Source organism: Curvibacter lanceolatus ATCC 14669 (assembly GCF_000381265.1).
Taxonomy (GTDB): Bacteria; Pseudomonadota; Gammaproteobacteria; order Burkholderiales; family Burkholderiaceae_C; genus Curvibacter; species Curvibacter lanceolatus.
The window spans coordinates 630,018-647,574 of sequence record NZ_KB906253.1; the positions used below are offsets into that span (position 1 = coordinate 630,018).

Sequence of the window (17,557 nt, forward strand, 5' to 3'; positions counted from 1 at the left end):
CGCTGATGCGGGGCAGAACCTGAAAGGCTGGTGAGACAGAGGGCCCCAGTGAGGCTGCCATCAATGCGACGGCCAGGCAACGTTTCAGATGGGCTTTTGCCATGATCAAGGTCCTCCGTTCAGGTGGTGGGCCCTCTTTTTTGACAGGGCCTGCGGTCTGGATTTGATCCTAAACGAAAGGCTGCCGCGCCTTGCAGCTTGCCTTGATGGCAGGCGTACTGTGGCGCTCTGAGCTGAAGGTGGGCGAACAAAGCGCGCCAGATCGCCCCTCAAGTGATCTTGAACACCGTCCGCACCGTCTTGCCACCGGCCTTGTGCTCATACGCGGCCCACTGCTTGATGCCTTTGACCAGCACCTCCGAGCTCACGTCGCGCACCACCTTGCCGGCCTTGCGCTGGGCGGTGACCCAGTCCTGGATGTGGGGGTAAAAGGTGCCCTCGGGGCCGCTGGGGATCAGCAGGTGTTTGCCGGCCACTTGGCCGGCGGGGGTCACGGTGAGTTCGGTGGCGGGCATGGCAGCTTGATGGGGGGGCGGGAGGTGAAGAGAGGCCGCCATTCTAGGGGCGGCCGCCAGTCGGTCGCCAGTCGGCCGCCTTGTGTCGCAAACCCTTCAATCGCTTCAAAAGTGTCATGCCGAGGGCGCCAGCCCGAGGGCGGAGCGGGCTGGGTGGCGCTGGGGCAGGGGGCTTTTGTGCGCTTTGTCGTTGGCACCAAATCTGCAAAGAGGGGCTACCCACCCCACCGCCGTCAGGAGTGCCCCATGTCCGTCTCGCTCAAAGCGAAAATCGCCGAAGTGTTCGAAGAGCCCGGTTGCGACAAGAACCAGGGCAAGAGTGAGAAAGAGCGCAAGAAGGGCTGCACCAAGCAGCTCTCGCCCGGCGCCGCCGCCGGTGGCTGTGCGTTTGATGGCGCCAAGATCGCGCTGCAGCCGATTGCCGACGTGGCCCACCTGGTGCATGGCCCGATCGCCTGCGAGGGCAACTCGTGGGACAACCGGCACTCGGCCTCGTCGGGCTCGCAGATCTACCGCACCGGCTTCACCACCGACATCCATGAGCTCGATGTGATCTATGGCGGCGAAAAACGCCTGTTCCGCAGCGTGCGCGAGATCATCGAGAAGTTCGACCCCCCGGCGGTGTTTGTGTACCAGACTTGTGTGACCGCTCTGATCGGCGACGACATCGAGGCCGTGTGCCAGCGCGCCAGCGCCAAGTTCGGCAAACCGGTGATCCCGGTCAACGCGCCGGGCTTTGCCGGCCCCAAGAACCTGGGCAACAAGCTGGGCGCCGAGGCCTTGCTCGACTACGTGATCGGCACCCGCGAGCCCGAGTACACCACCCCGCTGGACATCAACATCATCGGTGAATACAACCTGGTGGGCGAGCTGTGGCAGACCCGGCCGCTGCTGGAGGCCCTGGGCATCCGGGTGCTGTCGTGCATCTCGGGCGATGGCCGCTACAACGAGATCGCCAGCGCACACCGCGCCAAGGTCAACATGATGGTGTGCTCCAAGTCGATGATCAATGTGGCCACCCGCATGGAGCAGCGCTACGGCATTCCGTACTTCGAGGGCTCGTTCTACGGCATCAGCGACATGAGCGACACCCTGCGCCAGATCGCCACGCTGCTGGTGCGCCAGGGCGCCGATGCCGAACTGCTGGAGCGCACCGAGCGCCTGATCGAGGTGGAAGAGGCCCGGGCCTGGAAGCGCATTGCCAGCTACAAGGCCCGCCTGAGCGGCAAGCGGGTGCTGCTGATCACCGGCGGCGTCAAGTCCTGGTCGGTGGTGTCGGCCCTGCAAGAGGCGGGGCTTGAGATCGTGGGCACCAGCGTCAAGAAGAGCACGCGCGAAGACAAGGAAAAGATCAAGGAGATCATGGGCGACGACGCCCACATGATCGACGACATGACCCCGCGCGAGATGTACAAGATGCTGCGCGAGGCACGGGCCGACATCATGCTGTCAGGCGGGCGCTCGCAGTTTGTGGCCCTGAAGGCGCGCATGCCCTGGCTCGACATCAACCAGGAGCGCCACCACCCCTATGGCGGTTACGAAGGCATGGTGGAGCTGGTGCACGAGATCGACCGGGCCCTGTTCAACCCGGTGTGGCAGCAGGTGCGCATCCCGGCGCCCTGGGGCGACGACGGCGAGACCCTGGGCGCGGTGCCGGCCAGCACCGCCGGCCCGGATGCGGCCCTTGCCAGCGCTGCGGCCTTGCCCGGCCCCACGCCCGAACCCCTGCCTACGGCGGCGCACCAGTACCTGAGCGATGTGGCGGCCCAGTCGCTGGGCCTCAGCGCCGAAGAGATTCCGGTCTGAGCCCTACCACGCTTGCCTGCCTTTCTGCCCGCCAGCCCACCCCATCCACCCAGCCGGAGAGCCCCACCATGGCCAAGGTCGTCGAGTCGAAGAAAGCCTGCACCGTCAACCCGCTCAAGATGAGCCAGCCCCTGGGGGCCAGCCTGGCCTTTCTGGGCCTGGCCGACTGCATGCCGGTGATGCACGGCTCGCAGGGTTGCACCTCGTTCGGCCTGGTGCTGCTGGTGCGCCACTTCAAAGAGGCCATTCCGCTGCAGACCACGGCCATGAACGAGGTGACCACCATCATGGGGGGCTACGACAACCTGGTCACGGCGCTGCTCAACATCCGCAAGCGCGCCGCACCGCGCCTGATCGCCATCTGCTCAACGGGCCTGACCGAGACCAAGGGCGACGATGTGGAGGGCTTTCTGGTCACCGCCCGCCAGCGCCACCCCGAGCTGGCCGACACCGAGATCGTCTATGTGTCCACGCCCGACTACGTGGGCGCCTTTGAAGACGGCTACCGCCTGGCCCTGACCGGCCTGGTGCAGCAACTGGTCAAGCCGCTGCCGGTGCAGCCCCGCCAGGTGACGCTGCTGCCCGGCAGCCACCTCTCACCCGGCGACATCGACGAGCTGCGCGAGATCATCGAGGCCTTTGGCCTGCAGCCCGTGGTGCTGCCCGATCTGTCGGGCTCGCTGGACGGCCACATCGCCCCCGACTGGCGCGGCACCACCCTGGGCGGCACCAGCCTGGAAGACATCCGCGCCACCGGGGCCTCGGCCTTCACCCTGGGCGTGGGCGAGCAGACCCGGCAGGCGGCCCAGGCCCTGCAGGCCATTGCTGGCACACCTTTTGAGGTGTTTGAGCGCCTGACCGGGCTGGAGCCCAACGACCGCCTGCTGCTGCGCCTGTCGCAGGTGTCGGGCCAGCCTGTGCCGGCCCGCCTGCGCCGCCAGCGCAGCCAGTTGCTCGACGCCATGCTCGACGGGCACTTCTACACCGGCGGCATCAAGGTGGCCCTGGGGGCCGAGCCCGACCTGCTGCTGGCCGTGGGCGCCTTGCTGCATGAAATGGGCGCCGAGCTGAGCGTGTGCATCAGCACCACCGCGTCCTCCGCCCACGCCCTGCTGCCCGCTGCCGAAGTGCTGCTGGGCGACCTGGAAGACCTGGAGCGCCTGGCCGTCGATTGCGACGTGCTGATCACCCACTCGCACGGTCGCCAGGCGGCCGAGCACCTGGGCAAGCCGCTGTGGCGCGTGGGGTTTCCGATGTTCGACCGGGTGGGCAACTCGCACCGGCGCATGGTGGGCTACCGCGGCACCATGAACCTGATCTTCGAGATCGCCAACCTGATGATCGAGCACCTGCCGCACCACCACGCCGGCGACTGGCCCCTGAGCCCCGAGGCCCAGCGTGCGGCCAGCCGCTCCCCGACCAGCACCGCAACCCTCGCCTCGATCGCGCTCGACGCCCATCAGGCGGCACCGCCGGCCCAGGCCTGCAGCTTCTGAGCCCCGTCCATTGCCTCTCTCTGAAGAACAGGAGTACCCCATGAAAGTCGCCTTCGCCACCCAGGACAAGGTCCGCGTGGACGCCCACTTCGGCTGGGCCAAAAGCATCCTCTGCTACGACGTGACGCCCGAGGGCTCGCGCTTTGTCGAGGCCTTCGACTTCGACGGCAAGCTCGAGGAAGACGGCGACGAAGACAAGCTGGCCCCCAAGCTCGAAGCCATCAAAGACTGCGCCATCCTTTACGTGGCCGCCATCGGCGGCTCGGGCGCGGCGCGGGTGGTGGCGCTGAAGATCCACCCGATCAAGGTGCCCCAGCCCGAGGTGATCGGCGAGATCCTGCTCAAGCTGCAAGACGTGCTCAAGGGCACGCCGCCGCCCTGGCTGCGCAAGGCCATGACCAAAGACCAGCCTCGCGCCCACGATTTTGATGACGAACTCGATGAGGTCCAACATGGCTGATGCCACCACTTTCACCCCCACCCCCAAGCTTGACGCTGCGGCGCCCGCCGAGCTGCCTGCCGGCACCGACGATGCGGCCTTTCTGGCCCAGCCCTTTGTGCAGCAGCTGATCAAGCAGCTGCGCGCCCAGGACACCCATGGCGCCTGGGACGGCAAGACCGATCTGCAACTGCTGCGCCCCTACATCCTCACCCCCGAAGAGCGCCGGGCCCTGCCCATCCTGGGCGACCCCGATCCCGAGATCCTGTGGCGGCTCGACATCTTCTACAACGCGATCGCCGTGGCCATCGAACGTGAGACCGGCCAGATGGTCTCGCCCATGATGAAGATGAGCCACGAGGGCTTTGGCCGCATGGTGCTGCTGGCCGGCCGCCTGGTGGTGGTCAACAAGCAGCTGCGCGATGTGCACCGCTTCGGCTTTCCGTCGCTGGCCAAGCTGGCCGAGGCCGGTGGCAAGTTTCTCGACGAGGCCATCACCATGATCCGCACCTACCCGGCCGTGGCCCAGTACGGGGCGTGAAACCGCTCACCCACCTTATCAATGTCCCGACCATGACCACGCCCGACCCCCGCGCCGACGAGCTCAAAGCGCGCATCAAGAAGCTCAACGCCCAGGCCACCCAGGCCAAGATGGATCTGCACGATCTGTCGGAAGACCTGCCCACCGGCTGGGAGCGCATTCTCGAAGTGGCCCAGCGCTGCCACCGCGCCCACGCCGACCTGATGGACGCCCGCCGCGAGGCGGCCCAGGCCACCTCCTGACCCTGCCCGGAGCCCACCATGAGCGAACACTTTCAGGTCACCCTGCCCAGCGGCGCGCAATGGACCCCGACCTTTGTGGCCAGCCTCGACGAAGCCAAGTGCATCGGCTGCGGCCGCTGCTTTCGCGTCTGCCCACGTGGCGTGCTGGAACTGGTGGGGCTGGACGAAGACGGCGAACGCATCCACCTGGCCGGCGATGACGACGACGAAGACGACGAGTACGAGAAAAAGGTGATGACCATCGCCCACCAGGAGCTGTGCATCGGCTGCACCGCCTGCGCCAAGATCTGCCCCAAGAAGTGCTACACCCACGCCGCCGCCTCGGTGTGAGCCTGCGCAACCATCACCGGGCCCGCGCATGAGCACCCCCCGCACCCTGCTGCTGTCGTGCGCCAGCGCCGACCCGCTGGAGCCCGCCGCCCTGGCCCTGGCCGGCGTGCTGGGCCAGGCCTGGCAAACCCACGGCCTGGCGCTGCTGCCCCTGAGCGGCCTGGGCGCCGAGCCCACCCGGCTGGCGCTGCAGCGCTGGTTCCCGGGCGCCGACCACCTGCTGGGCCTCGACTGGCCCGCCCTGGCCCAAGCCCACCGCCCCGAGCCCCGGCAAGACGAGGTGGACGACCTGCTGGCCCTGCTGCGCGAACACATGGCCCTGGCCGCGGGCACCCCCGCCGAGCGTGAGGCCGTGGCCCACGCCATCGCCTGCGCCTGCCTGGGCAACAACCACCTGTGGCAAGACCTGGCACTGCCCTCACGCGCCGAACTCTCAGCGCTTATCGCCACCTGGTTCCCCACCCTGGCGGCGCTGAACCACCAGAACATGAAGTGGAAGAAGTTCTTCTACAAACAGCTTTGCCTGCGCCATGAGCTGTTCATCTGCCGCGCGCCCAGTTGTGCGGTGTGTGCGGATCAGGGGGTGTGTTTTGGGCCGGAGTAGGGGATAAGCTGGCGGTGGCGATTTTGCCGGCTTTATGGGTTGCTTCTGTGTCCAGGCCACAGGTGTGTGTTCTGGGCAGGTCTTATGCTGACACTGGTGTATTTCTGGACTCGAGTGTCGCTTGAAGGCTTCAGAGGGGGGGCTGATACGATGACTGAGAACGGCCAATAGCGGCCGATGATGGCTGACGAAAGCGGACGCTTAACGACCGAGTTCAGCGAACGGCATAGCTGCTGCCGCAGTTCTTTGCTTACGGGATGTCGGGCCACGGGGACGCAGAGCATAAATGCTCCGCAGGCCTTCAGAAGTGAGTAGCGTTAGCCGTTCTTAATTTGAAAATATTTGAAAATGACAGAATGATATTGGCTGCCTTGATTTATCCAAATTTATATGAAAAGAGGGTAATAAAGGCGAATATCATTCCAAATATAAATATATACAGATCTTTAATTAGATATATCAAAATGGGCGCACTCCAAAGCAGGGTGGTCCAGCGTTTTTTAGAACGAAAAATAATAATGACTGCCAATATGTAGAATGTTGGTATGGCTGATATTTGGAGCCAAATATTGATTCCTGGATGGTGTATTGATTTTGCAGCCACGGCCAAAATCAATATTAAGATGATCGAAAAAACGGTATTTCGATGTTTCATTTATCACTGCCTCCCAATTGAATTTTGGTGTCGAAGATGCTTGTCATCGGGTGCGGGCTTTCACTAAATCGGTTGCCGAGCTGGTCCCGGCATCAACTGCTTCCCCGATTCATCACTCGCCAGCGAGAGTCTTTTGTGAAAACAGCTGGGCAGTTGGTACACCGCAGCGCATCGGCCTTGACGCCCGCGCCACATTGCTCTCACCAATGATCGTGATCCTGCCTGCGGGGCGTGGGCTTTGACGGGTACGAGGTTGTGTGGCGTTGTCGTCACGTCTCTTTCCCGCCTGACGACGTGATTACCACCACGCCGGGGATTGCCAGCCGTCGCCTAAGGATGGCGGCCAACTCCCAATTTCTAAAAATATCAAGCCATACGCAAGAACTCTAGCCTTGGACGATACGGATTGTGCCAACGACATCCAACGCATATGGCCCAATCTTGCTGGAGTGGTATTGCGCTTGGACTTGCGTCGACAGGCTGCAAACGAGGTTTTCAATCATTGCTTCGCGTTCATCTGGCGTTGATGCGTCCAGTGCGGCCTTGACTTCATTTTCCAACGATACGGCGACGTGTGTTCCGATGTGCCTAGGATCATCGCTGGTCGGAATCGGGCCGCGAAAAAGCAGAGTTCCCTCTTCGGACTGCACTGGCTTCACAGATGGATCAAAAGTGCCAGCTAAGGCATGCGCCATGCGACGGTTGAACTCGCCCAGTTCTGTCGTGAGATTCATTCGATGTGCCCTCTTTCAATAGGAGATGCGCCAGTGCGGTGACGAGCCCTAGCGTGAAAATAGCCGGACCACAACCATCCGCGGCGAAGCCGCCTCCTGCAGGCGTGGGTTCGTGTCGATTGGCATATTAAATGCTTATTGGGATTCTGCTCAGGTTAGTTGCTCCGAGGCCGGACATTCCAACAGCACGTTTGGCCTGTGAGCCAGCGGGCCGTGAATCAACGTCAGCTTCCGGGTGGCGTTGTTCAACGGCGTCTTTGGGCCTATTCTGTTGAAAAACTCGGAAGTTCCCGAGAGTCCCACGTTGGCAAAAAAATCGACCTCTCAGATCGCCCTAGGATCGACGATCTCACATGCGGGAAGGGGTAAGGCACCCCCAAAAACATCGCTCAAGACGGAGGTAGGGAGTTTTTCAACAGAATTGGCCCAGAGCGGCCAGCCGGCGACGCCCATAGCGGTCATGATTTCAGGTGAAATAGTCGTGAAAGACCGCCATTTCACAGTTCGCGACAAGCGCTCGATAAGGGAAAACTGCCCAAGGCGCCTCAACTCGCAAGTCCGACAAGCGGGCCAGAATAGAGCCTCGCATCGCTGGCTTCACGGCCTGGCGCCAGTCGAGCACCTGCCCCCAGGTCGAAGTTCCATTCAGGTGAACTGAAAACGCGGGAGTGCGCACGGATTCGACATATCTTTCGGGAAACAAGCGCTTGTAGGCTTCGATGTTGTACAGCCAAGAGATGCCCATGACGACGGTCGCATGGCGCTCTTGGCGACGGATGTGCTCGAACATCATTCGAAGTTCGCTCAACCTGGCCTCAACGTTCGCTGATGCCAGCGGACTGGCTTCGACGCTCTCTGGGGGAACGAAGTGCAGCCGGAGAATTCCTGATGCGTTCGGTGGGTCGTATGAGAAACAACCGAAGGCTGGACCCTGGCTGACCACGGGTCTGTCAGCGTAGAGCTTCGAACACATAGATAGAACAGCATCGTCTCTGTCTGTGGCTGATTGGTCGACGCAAGCGAGAAAAGTTCGCCAAGGGCCTTCCCCGTTCGGTCCGGTCAAACCAAATCGACGTCGCAGGTTGGTGCAGCGGTCTATCGCTTCACTTAAAGCCACGCGGGATTTGGATGCGTACTGCTTCGAGAACGCAAGTTGAAGGGAAAAATAGTCTTCGAACACGGCAGTCGAAAGTGAGCATTAGTGGCTGGCTCGTGGTGCAATACACCGTCAGGTTGGGGGCTGCTTCTGGCCGAATTCTGTCCCACATCATGATGCCACTGGTGGTCCCGAAGCAGCGGTTCAATCCACCGCTGCTCTCAGAGAGCAGGAGAGCACGTTGACCTCATGCCCGTAGTGCGCAGCCCTCTCTTCGTTCCGAAATCGCAGCTTGAATAAGACCCGTGCGGATGCCTTATTGGCTGGCCAGACAATGGCGACACACTCATCCAGACCCAGTTTTGTTCGGGCATGCTCAAGTGCAGCTTCGCCCGCTTCGGTTGCAAAACCCTGACCCCAGGCATCTCGGACGAATCGATATGCCAGTTGGATACGACCAGTCGCCTCCAATGGCGTAAGGCTGACCCAACCGATTGGCTTAGCCTGATGCTCCACACACCAGTGACCAAGGCCTGCTTCCGGCATGGCGGCGAGCGCGTTCAGCAACTCTGCTTGTCTGGCGGCCGTCGGCTCAATACGGCCGGTGGTGTGCTTCATCACCTCTGGGTCTGCTTCCATCGCCAAGATGAAGGACATATCTCCTGGGGTTAGCCGTCGAAATGTCAGTCTCAGGGTGCGTTCCATTTTGTGAAGTCGAAGCTTGAATGGCTGCTCCTGGCCGGATTCTGACCCACAACCAAGCTTGCTGACAGGCCCGCCGCACAAGTGGTCACCCATTCTGATCACCCAGCACTGCCTTTCCCACTCCGCTCCAAAAGCCTCTTGAGTTGCTCCGCTGAAACCCGGCTTCACACAGGCCCACACGCCGTACAGGCCCTGAACTGCTGCCCATTTTCAAGGGCGACAGATCGTTTGAACGCCAGAAGCTTGAGCCCGCTCGGGTAGAAGTAGCTTGTGGCGCCATCGTCGGCGGAAGGCAGCAATTGGCCTTCAACGGTCTCGTGAGAGTGGCATGCCGGGCAGGTGATCATGGTGGACGGCGTTCGGGCGACAGCCACCGGGTTGCGCCGTGGTGCTGTGTTGGCACCCCAGCCGCTGGAGCCAGGCACACAGCTTGCAATGCTTCATCGACCTATGTAGCGCGCTACATAAACGCGACAAGCCCTGTGCCAACCCTGACAAAGCCGACACGCCATGAACGCCTCCGCACCCCAACACACCGCCACGCCCCATGAACGCACCGGCCTGCCAGCAACCCCCGGCGCGGCTGCCGAGGGGCCCAGCGCGCGCTACAGCCCGTGCTCGCGGGCCAGTTACCAGACCCTGGTGTGGCCACGGGGGGCGGCGGGCACGGCTGGCAGTGGCCGTGGCGGTGGGGGCTGGCAGGGCGATCCCGACCCGCCGGCCGGCTCGTTGCACCAGCGCCTGCCCCAGCTGCCCCAGCCGCCGCACCGGCTGCTGGCCTTGTGCAACGAAGAGGGGTTGCGCCGGCTGGTGGCCTTGCACATGGCGCGCCTGCGCAACACGCCGCTGTTTGCCCCCGCCGGGCCGTGTTTTGATTGCGTGGCGCAGCGCGTGGCCGATTTTGTGGTCGAGTCTTGCGGCGGGCCGCTGTATTACAGCCAGCGCCACAGCCGTCTGCAGGCCGGCTATGGCCTGCCTCTGCTGCTCGACCCGCCGGGCCGCGAGCTGTGGCTGGTGCAGCTTTGGCACGCCATGGACGATGCCGGCCTGGCGCCTGGCCTGCGGGCCGATTACTGGAACTGGGCCGAGCCCCTGTCGGTGCACCTGCTGGCACCGCAGGCGCGCCACGCCGGGCTCAGCCGCTACCCGTACGACACGGTGCGCAGCTGGTTTCTCAACACGGCCCCCTTGGATGCCTGAGCGGCGCGGTTCTTGCGGAATGGCTGCCGTGTCCGATGCTTGATTGCTCTTGGTGCCCTCCAGGGTCGGGTGGCGCGTTGGCGCTTGCCTGGCGCGTGCCTGGCGGCTGCCATGGCTCGAATTTCAGAAAGTCTGCCTGTGTCGTCTTTGTCGCAAATGTCGTTTTTGTTGCCCACACCGGGCCTTACCCGCCTGGGCGTGTTCCTCAACGTGGAAGACCCACACCACGACCCGGCCGGCGCCTTGCATGAACTGGTGAACACGGCCGTGGCGGCCGAGGCTCAGGGCTACGAATCGGTGTGGCTGGCCGAGCACCACCACAACGGCTTTGCCATTGGCAGCGCCCTCACGGTGTTGCTGGGCCACATTGCGGCGCTGACCACGCGGATTCGCCTGGGCACCGGGGCGGCCCTGCTGCCCTTGAACGACCCGGTGCGCATCGCCGAGCAGGTGGCCACGCTCGACTTGCTGAGCCAGGGCCGCATCGAGTTTGGCGTGGGGCGGGGCGGGCCGTTTCCGGAGCAGTACCGCCAGGTGGGCCTGGCCTCGGCCGACGAGGCCCGGGCCCATCTGCATGAGGCGCTGGCGCTGATCCGGCGGCTGTGGGCCCCCGCACAGAGCGGGGCGGACGGCGAGGGCGGCGTTGACTTTTCGGGTCGCTTCTACCAGGTCAGCGGCCTGCGGCTTGAGCCCAAGCCGCTGCAGCGACCGGTGCCGGTGTGGCTGGCCAGCCTCAGCCCTGACTCTTGCGAACTGGCCGCTGAGCATGGCGACGGCCTGATGGCCACGCCTTCGTCCGATCTGGCGCAGGTGGCCCAGGTGGTGCAGGCACAGCGCGTCCGGCAGGGTGACTTGCGCTTTGCGATCGCGCGCTTCTTTCATTGCGAGGCCGACCCTGGGCAGGCTCTGGCGCGTGGCCTGGCCGGGGTGCGCGCCTACCCGTTGGAGATGGGGGTGCAGTTTGCGCCGGGCAAGCGCCCGCCCATGTTCGAGCCCGATGCGCCCGACGAGGTGATCCTGGCCAACGCCGTGATCGGCGACCCGGCCCAGTGCCTGGCCCAGGTGCAGCGCCTGCAGGCCTTGTTGGGCCCGCACCTGTTGCTGCTCAAGCCCGCCGCCCATGAGCCCGCCCAGGCTCGCGCGGCGCTGGGCCTGTTCATGTCGGAAATGCGACAAAAAGGCCTGGCCCAGTGATTGCTCTGTCACGGCAACAGTTTTTGCAAGAGTCCTTCGCTGGCCTTGCCTGCCACCCCATGCCCCTGCCCACTGCTGCCCTTGCCTGCCTGCCATGCCCGGCGCTCTGCGCCGGCGCGGCAACCGAGGGGGTGCATGGCTGATTCAACCTTGCTCAGTGGCGACCTGAGGCTGGCCGGCCGCCTCGATGGGCGTTTTTTTGAGCTGCTGGAGGCCCTGCACGCCACGGGCTCGATCAACCGCGCCGCCCGCGCCGCGGGCTACACCTACAAAGGCGCCTGGCTGATTCTGGAGAGTGCTGCCAAGCTGGCGCACGAACCCCTGGTGGAGCGCGTGGTGGGCGGGCGTGGCGGCGGGGGCACCCGCCTCACGCCGGCCTCGCTGGGCCTGCTGGCCGCGTGGCGCCATCTGCAAACCCAACAAGCCGCCTTCTTGCGCCAGCAAGAGGCCTGGCTCACCCAGCAACCGGCACTCGCCGGGCTTTTAAGGAGCGTTTCCATGAAGACCACCGCACGCAACCAGTTCGCCGGCAGCATCACGGCCATCGAAAGCGGCCCCGTCACCACCCAGGTCTGCGTGCAGATCGCCGGCGGCCATGAGGTGGTGGCCACCCTGACCAGCAAGGCGGCCGAGCGCCTCAAGCTGGCCCTGGGCAAGGCTGCCATCGTGATGATCAAATCGTCGGCCGTGGTGCTGGTGACCGACTTTGGCGGCTATGCCCTGTCGGCGCGCAACCAGTTTGCCGGCACCCTGTCGCGGGTGGAGCGCGGCGCCGTGTCCTCGCTGGTGGTGCTGACCCTGCCCGGCGGCATGCACCTGACCGCCAGCGTCACCAACGACGCGGTGGACGCCCTGGCCCTGCAGGTAGGCCAGGCCGCCACGGCGGTGTTCAAGGCCTATTCGGTGATGGTGGCTGTGGCGGTGGATTGAGGGTGGGGGCGCATGACCTCGATGGCGCCACCCAAGAAGAGGCGCCCCAAAGCTCCATCCGCTGAGGGCGTGCTGAGTGGATTCACGGTTGGCTGTGCCAAGGCCTGAAGCCGCCACCCTCCAGGGGGCGCGCTTTCAGATCTAGCGCGGCAGCCTAAAAAAATGGCCGTCAGATGAATTCACCTGACGGCCAGATCAAAAGCCCGACGATGTGTTCGTCGAACTGAAGCTCACCCCCGCGAGCTATGGAGCTGCGCTGACCACCGCGTTGTTTCAACTCGATACTCAGCGCATGGATTCAGTATCTGTGCCGCCAGGCTGCCGGTGAACGAAGCCATTTGCATATCCATAGGTGGGAATCGGCAGCGCATTTCCAAAATCAGTCGAGGTGGCTGGCGCCCCTCCATTCACACGCCTGAAATCTTGCCGTTGGCCTGGTACACGGGCCAGTAGTTCTCCAACTTCAGCTCGGTCAAGGCGGCTTGCAGAAAGCGGGTGTCGATCCAGCCATCGACATTGAACTTGGCGCGGGTCAGCTTGAACTTGTAGGCCTGCTCGACCGCGTCCTTGTAGCGGGCCACCAGAAAGGGGTCGAACTGCGGGTTGAAGCGCACGCGCAGTGGCTCGCCGTCGTAGTCTTCCTTCCACACCTCGTAGGGGAAGCCGGTGCGTGCCCAGATGCGGAACACCTCGTCGCGGTTCAGGTCGTCAGAGGCCCAGCGGGCGGTCTGCACCACGGCCTTGACCAGGCGTTGCGTGAGCGCGGGCTGGGCCCCGGCGAACTCGTCCGTCACCAGCAAATGGCCTTGGCGCGTGAAGATGGGTGAATCGCCCTTGCTCGAATACACGATGCGCGCCGTGCCATTGAGCCGCAGCGAGATCAGATCGAGCCCGCCGAACAAGGCGTCGATGTCTTTGCTGGCCAGCGCGGCCTTGCCTGCAGCGGTGTCGAGGTTGAGGGCGCGCAGGTCTTTCTCGGTCAGGCCGTTGGCCTCCAGCAGGCGGTTGATGGGCAGCTGTGCATTGGTGCCCTTGAAGATGGCCACGCGTTTGCCGCGCAGGTCTTTGACCGACTGGATGGGCGAGTCCGGCGGCATCGCCAGGTAGATGTTGGAGCGGATGCCGGTGGCCAGGATCAGCCGGGTCTTGAGCCCTGCCGCCTTGGCCACGATGGCGGGCAAATCGCCCTGAAAGGCAAAGTCCAGCTGCTTGTTGGCCAGCGCCTCATTCACGGCCGGTCCGGCCCCCTTGAAGAAGAACCACTCGATCTTGATGTTGTCGCGGCTGAACTCCTGCTCGATCCAGCCCTTGGCGTGGGCGATCGAGATCGAACTGCCGTAAAAGCCCGGTGGGTTGCCGATCGCGGGCTGGGCCACGCCCAGGCGGATGGTGGTCACGGGAGCTGGTGATTGGGCCCAGGCGCCGGCACCCTGGGCTGCAGCCGCGAACGCCAGGGCTGATTTGACGATGTCTCTGCGATGAAGATCCATGCGGGGTCCTTGAAGGGTAAGACGGATGGGGGCGACCTGGGATGGGTGGCCTGGGATGACACGGGCTGTCGCCAGGTGGCGCCACACCAAGCGGTGGCCCGCGCCCTTGAAGGCCGACAGGCCCAGGCCAGTCAAGTTCACTTGCAGACCCGATGCACGCCCCCTTGATGGGTTGCAGCGTATGGAATGGGCGCCTTTGCCCCAACGACTGAATCTGAATGAGGACATTACAAAATCAGCAAGCGATCGCCTCGCGTGGCGTGCCCCGCCGGTGAGCGCGCTATAAAGGCGCTGTCTGCCCACCCCACAAGGAGCGCCCGTGATCCATGGTTTTTTGCAACTGCTGGCCTTCCAGGCGCTGGGTGAGTTGTGCAGCCGCTTTGCGCTGCCCTTCATCCCCGGGCCGGTGCTGGGCCTGGTGTTGCTGCTGGCCTTCCTGGGCCTGCGCGGGTCGGTACCGGCCAGCATCGATCTGGTGGGCAGCGGCATCCTGCAGCACCTGGGCTTGCTGTTCATCCCGGCCTCGGTGGGCGTCATCATGTACCTGCCTTTGCTGGCCGCGAACGCGCTGGCCCTGGGGCTGGCCCTGGTGCTGAGCGTGGCGGCCACCATCGCGGTGACGGCGCTGGTGCTCAAGGCTGTGGCCCGCCCCAGCCCGGAGGACGAGCATGCGCCCTGATCTGCCCCACATCCACGAGATCTGGGTGTATCTGGCGGGCAGCCCGCTGTTTGCGCTGCTGCTCACCCTGGGGGCCTATGCCTTCGGGCTGTTCTGCTACGAGCGCAGCCGGCGCAACCCCTTGGCCAACCCGGTGCTGCTGGCCTTGCTGGTGGTGGCCCTGGGCCTGACCCTGGCCGACATGCCCTATGCGCGCTACTTCGAGGGGGCGCAGTTTGTGCACTTTCTGCTGGGCACGGCCACCGTGTCGCTGGCCATCCCGATCTACAAGGGCTGGTCGTCGCTGCGCGGGCGCTTTGGCGTGCTGCTGCTGGCGCTGGCGGCGGGCGGGGTGTGCTCGATCGCCGTGGCGGTGGGTGTGCTCAGCTTGCTCCATGCCGATGCGGCCCTGGTGCGCGCCATGTTCGCCAAATCGGTCACCGCCCCGATTGCCATGGGCATTGCCGAGCGCATCGGGGCCTCGCCCACGCTGACGGCGGTGTTCGCCGTCACCACCGGCATCCTGGGCGCCGTGCTGGGGCGCTATGTGCTCAATGCCTGCCGGGTCACGGCGTGGTGGCAGCGCGGCTTTGCACTGGGGGTGGCCGCGCACGGTATCGGCACCTCGCGGGCCTTCAGCGTGCACCCGGCCGCCGGCACCTATGCCAGCCTGGGCATGGGCCTGCACGGCATCCTGGGGGCCACGCTGATCCCGGTGGTGCTGCGCTGGGTGTCGGGCTGAGGCGCTCCCGGGGCTGAGGGTTGGAGCCCGGCGCCGGGGCGCCGGGGCGGGGCTGGGCGTGTCGTTTTTCGCCAAGCGCATTGGTCAATCCAGCCATTGGCGGGCTGTGCAGGGCTGCCTACGCTTGGCGCTCACACCCTCCGATCGACCCTTCACCCGAGTAGCGACCACCGTGTACCTGACCCAAGGCCTGCACCGATCACTGCAGCGACACCCCGACAAGCCCGCCCTGCGCCATGTCGGCGACGGCGATGTGCGCACCCATACCTTTGCCGAGCTGCTGCGCGACACGGGCCAGCACGCGGCGGCCCTGCAGGCCCGTGGCGTGAAGGCCGGCGACCGCGTGGCCTTGCTCGCACCCAACCACGACCGTCTGGTGCGGGCCCTGTTGGCCTGCTGGTGGCTGGGTGCCGTGGCCTGCCCCTTGAACGTGCGCTGGAGCGCACCCGAACTGGCCTATGCCGTCAGCGACAGCGAGGCCAGCCTGCTGGTGGTGGACGAGGCACTGGCAGGCTTGGTGCGCGAGCTGCCGCTGCCTGTGATCGACTTTGAGCAACTCGCCCAAGAGGCCCAGGGCCTGCAGGCCCTGCCCGATGTGCGCGCCGGTGGCGACACCCTGGCCGCCATCCTGTACACCGGGGGCACCACGGGCCGATCCAAGGGCGTGATGCTCAGCCACGCCAATTTCTGGACCGCCTCGATGACGCGCGGGGCCGAGTTGAACAACGCCCCAGATTCGGTCTCGCTGCTGGTGGCGCCCCTGTTCCATGTGGCCGGGCTGGGCCGCCTGGTGGGCCAGACCCTGGTGGGCGGCACCTGCGTGACCATGGCGCATTTCAAACCAGCGGCGGTGCTGGAGGCCATTGAGCGCCACGGCATCAGCGATGTGGTGGTGGTGCCCACCATGCTGCAGTCGCTGCTGGACGACCCGGGCTTTGCACCTGAGCGCGTGCGCAGCCTCAACCGCATTGCCTTTGGCGCCGCACCCATGCCGCCCGACCTGCTGGAGCGGGCCCTGCAGGCCTGGCCGCATGCCGAGTTCTTCCAGGCCTATGGCCTCACCGAAACCGCTGGCGCGGTCTGCATCAACCTGCCCGACAACCACCGCAACCCGGCGGCCCTGGCCCAGGGGCGTTTGAATTCAGTTGGCCGTGCCGGCCTGGGGGCCGAGATCCAGATCGTCGATGAAAGCGGGCGCGAGCTGCCAGCGGGCCAGGTGGGGCAGATCATCGTGCGCGGCCCCATGGTCACCCGCGGCTACTGGCGTCTGGCCGAGGCCAGTGCTGAGGCCTTGCGCGGCGGCTGGCTGCACACGGGCGATGCCGGGCGCATGGATGCGCAGGGCTATCTGTACATCGTCGACCGCCTCAAGGACATGATCATCTCGGGCGGCGAGAACATCTACTGCGCAGAGGTCGAGAGCGTGCTGCGCGCCCACCCGCTGGTGTCGCAGGCCGCCGTCATCGGGCGGCCCGACCCGCACTGGGGCGAGGTGGTGCATGCCGTGCTGGTGCTGGCCGACGGGGCCACGCCCGAGCAACTGCCGCTGCCCGTGCTGCGCGACTGGTGCCACGAACACCTGGCCGGCTACAAATGCCCGCGCGGCCTGAGCCATGTGCCGGCGCTGCCGCTGTCGGCCGCCGGCAAGGTGCTGAAGACGGTGCTGCGCCAGCAGCTGGCCGCATGAACAGGCCCCTCCCCAACGCGACCACCCCCACGGCCGGCCCACAGGTGGTGGTGGGGGCTGACCCGCGCCAGATCTTCAGCCAGGTGCCCTTCATGGCCTGGCTGCAGATGCGGCGTGAGTTTTCTGAGGGCGGCAAGGCCCGCCTCGCCATCGACGCCCGCGAAGAGCTGGGCAATGTGATCGGCGCCGTGCACGGCGGCGTGGTGGTCACCCTGCTGGACGTGGCCATGGCCAGTGCGGCGGTCTCGTACCGGGATTTTCAGTGCACGGCGGTCACCCTGAACCTGAACACCAGCTTCATCGAGCCCGGCCGGGGCAGCCTGGTGTGCGATGGCGAATTGCTGGCCTGTGACGAGCAGGTGGCCACCTGCCGCGCCGTGGTGAGCGATACCGAAGGCCGGGTGGTGGCGCGGGGGCAGGGCACCTTCCGCTACCTGCCCTTGCCCTTACCAGCTGCGGCAGCGGCTGGCAGCACAGCGCCGCGGCGCTGAAA

At 65.1% G+C, this 17,557-nt stretch carries 19 protein-coding genes; 14 read left to right on the plus strand and 5 right to left on the minus strand.

Annotation, left to right across the window (positions count from 1 at the left end; genetic code table 11):
* Positions 1–269 precede the first annotated feature (269 nt).
* The gene (locus tag F624_RS0103015; protein WP_019572780.1) at positions 270–515 is read right to left on the minus strand and encodes a hypothetical protein; all 246 of its coding nucleotides are present in this window, start codon (positions 513–515) and stop codon (positions 270–272) included.
* 246 nt (positions 516–761) lie between these two features.
* Here F624_RS0103015 and nifE point away from each other — a divergent pair, with 246 nt between their 5' ends.
* The 7 genes from nifE to F624_RS0103050 all read left to right on the plus strand — a co-directional run bounded on the left by nifE (position 762) and on the right by F624_RS0103050 (position 5,973).
* Positions 762–2,321: a nitrogenase iron-molybdenum cofactor biosynthesis protein NifE gene (gene nifE / locus F624_RS0103020; protein ID WP_019572781.1), complete on the plus strand. Its 1,560-nt coding sequence runs from the start codon at positions 762–764 to the stop codon at positions 2,319–2,321.
* Positions 2,322–2,389: 68 nt separating this feature from the next.
* Positions 2,390–3,817 (plus strand): nitrogenase iron-molybdenum cofactor biosynthesis protein NifN, encoded by a 1,428-nt coding sequence (gene nifN / locus F624_RS0103025; RefSeq protein WP_019572782.1) that lies wholly within the window; start codon positions 2,390–2,392, stop codon positions 3,815–3,817.
* A 40-nt stretch (positions 3,818–3,857) separates the two neighbouring features.
* Positions 3,858–4,277: a nitrogen fixation protein NifX gene (gene nifX / locus F624_RS0103030; RefSeq protein WP_019572783.1), complete on the plus strand. Its 420-nt coding sequence runs from the start codon at positions 3,858–3,860 to the stop codon at positions 4,275–4,277.
* Positions 4,270–4,797 carry a NifX-associated nitrogen fixation protein gene (locus F624_RS0103035; protein WP_019572784.1) on the plus strand — a complete coding sequence of 176 codons (528 nt, stop codon included), beginning with the start codon at positions 4,270–4,272 and terminating at the stop codon, positions 4,795–4,797. The genes nifX and F624_RS0103035 overlap by 8 nt, the downstream gene beginning before the upstream one ends.
* Positions 4,798–4,829: 32 nt before the next feature.
* Positions 4,830–5,039, plus strand: coding sequence for a CCE_0567 family metalloprotein (locus F624_RS0103040; RefSeq protein WP_019572785.1), 210 nt, complete (start codon positions 4,830–4,832; stop codon positions 5,037–5,039).
* An 18-nt stretch (positions 5,040–5,057) separates the two neighbouring features.
* Positions 5,058–5,369, plus strand: a complete 312-nt coding sequence (gene fdxB, locus F624_RS0103045; protein WP_019572786.1) for a ferredoxin III, nif-specific — start codon at positions 5,058–5,060, stop codon at positions 5,367–5,369.
* A gap of 28 nt (positions 5,370–5,397) precedes the next feature.
* Positions 5,398–5,973 carry a nitrogen fixation protein NifQ gene (locus tag F624_RS0103050; protein ID WP_019572787.1) on the plus strand — a complete coding sequence of 192 codons (576 nt, stop codon included), beginning with the start codon at positions 5,398–5,400 and terminating at the stop codon, positions 5,971–5,973.
* Positions 5,974–7,014: 1,041 nt separating this feature from the next.
* Here F624_RS0103050 and F624_RS34650 read toward each other — a convergent pair.
* From F624_RS34650 to F624_RS0103060, 3 genes are all read right to left on the minus strand, one after another.
* Positions 7,015–7,362: a hypothetical protein gene (locus F624_RS34650; protein WP_157443284.1), complete on the minus strand. Its 348-nt coding sequence runs from the start codon at positions 7,360–7,362 to the stop codon at positions 7,015–7,017.
* A 466-nt stretch (positions 7,363–7,828) separates the two neighbouring features.
* The gene (locus F624_RS33205) at positions 7,829–8,155 is read right to left on the minus strand and encodes a hypothetical protein (protein WP_019572788.1); all 327 of its coding nucleotides are present in this window, start codon (positions 8,153–8,155) and stop codon (positions 7,829–7,831) included.
* 507 nt (positions 8,156–8,662) lie between these two features.
* Positions 8,663–9,256: a GNAT family N-acetyltransferase gene (locus tag F624_RS0103060; RefSeq protein WP_337955934.1), complete on the minus strand. Its 594-nt coding sequence runs from the start codon at positions 9,254–9,256 to the stop codon at positions 8,663–8,665.
* A gap of 417 nt (positions 9,257–9,673) precedes the next feature.
* On the opposite strand from F624_RS0103060, the gene F624_RS35640 reads away from it, so the two are divergent.
* The 3 genes from F624_RS35640 to F624_RS33895 all read left to right on the plus strand — a co-directional run bounded on the left by F624_RS35640 (position 9,674) and on the right by F624_RS33895 (position 12,487).
* Positions 9,674–10,363, plus strand: a complete 690-nt coding sequence (locus tag F624_RS35640) for a globin family protein (protein WP_019572790.1) — start codon at positions 9,674–9,676, stop codon at positions 10,361–10,363.
* A 156-nt stretch (positions 10,364–10,519) separates the two neighbouring features.
* Positions 10,520–11,557: an LLM class flavin-dependent oxidoreductase gene (locus tag F624_RS0103070; protein WP_019572791.1), complete on the plus strand. Its 1,038-nt coding sequence runs from the start codon at positions 10,520–10,522 to the stop codon at positions 11,555–11,557.
* A gap of 135 nt (positions 11,558–11,692) precedes the next feature.
* Positions 11,693–12,487 carry a TOBE domain-containing protein gene (locus tag F624_RS33895; RefSeq protein ID WP_031253914.1) on the plus strand — a complete coding sequence of 265 codons (795 nt, stop codon included), beginning with the start codon at positions 11,693–11,695 and terminating at the stop codon, positions 12,485–12,487.
* Positions 12,488–12,894: 407 nt separating this feature from the next.
* Here F624_RS33895 and F624_RS0103085 read toward each other — a convergent pair whose 3' ends face one another.
* Positions 12,895–13,977 (minus strand): ABC transporter substrate-binding protein, encoded by a 1,083-nt coding sequence (locus tag F624_RS0103085; RefSeq protein ID WP_019572793.1) that lies wholly within the window; start codon positions 13,975–13,977, stop codon positions 12,895–12,897.
* Between the two features lie 319 nt (positions 13,978–14,296).
* On the opposite strand from F624_RS0103085, the gene F624_RS0103090 reads away from it, so the two are divergent.
* The 4 genes from F624_RS0103090 (at position 14,297) to F624_RS32105 (ending at position 17,555) form a co-directional block, all read left to right on the plus strand.
* Positions 14,297–14,656, plus strand: a complete 360-nt coding sequence (locus tag F624_RS0103090; protein WP_019572794.1) for a CidA/LrgA family protein — start codon at positions 14,297–14,299, stop codon at positions 14,654–14,656.
* A complete protein-coding gene (locus tag F624_RS0103095; RefSeq protein ID WP_019572795.1) occupies positions 14,646–15,377 on the plus strand; it encodes an LrgB family protein in 732 nt (243 codons plus the stop codon). Before F624_RS0103090 ends, F624_RS0103095 begins: the two co-directional genes overlap by 11 nt.
* Before the next feature lie 172 nt (positions 15,378–15,549).
* A complete protein-coding gene (locus F624_RS0103100) occupies positions 15,550–17,064 on the plus strand; it encodes a class I adenylate-forming enzyme family protein (RefSeq protein WP_019572796.1) in 1,515 nt (504 codons plus the stop codon).
* Complete coding sequence (locus F624_RS32105; RefSeq protein WP_019572797.1) at positions 17,061–17,555, plus strand: PaaI family thioesterase; 495 nt, start codon at positions 17,061–17,063, stop codon at positions 17,553–17,555. The genes F624_RS0103100 and F624_RS32105 overlap by 4 nt, the downstream gene beginning before the upstream one ends.
* The last annotated feature ends 2 nt before the right edge of the window (positions 17,556–17,557 follow it).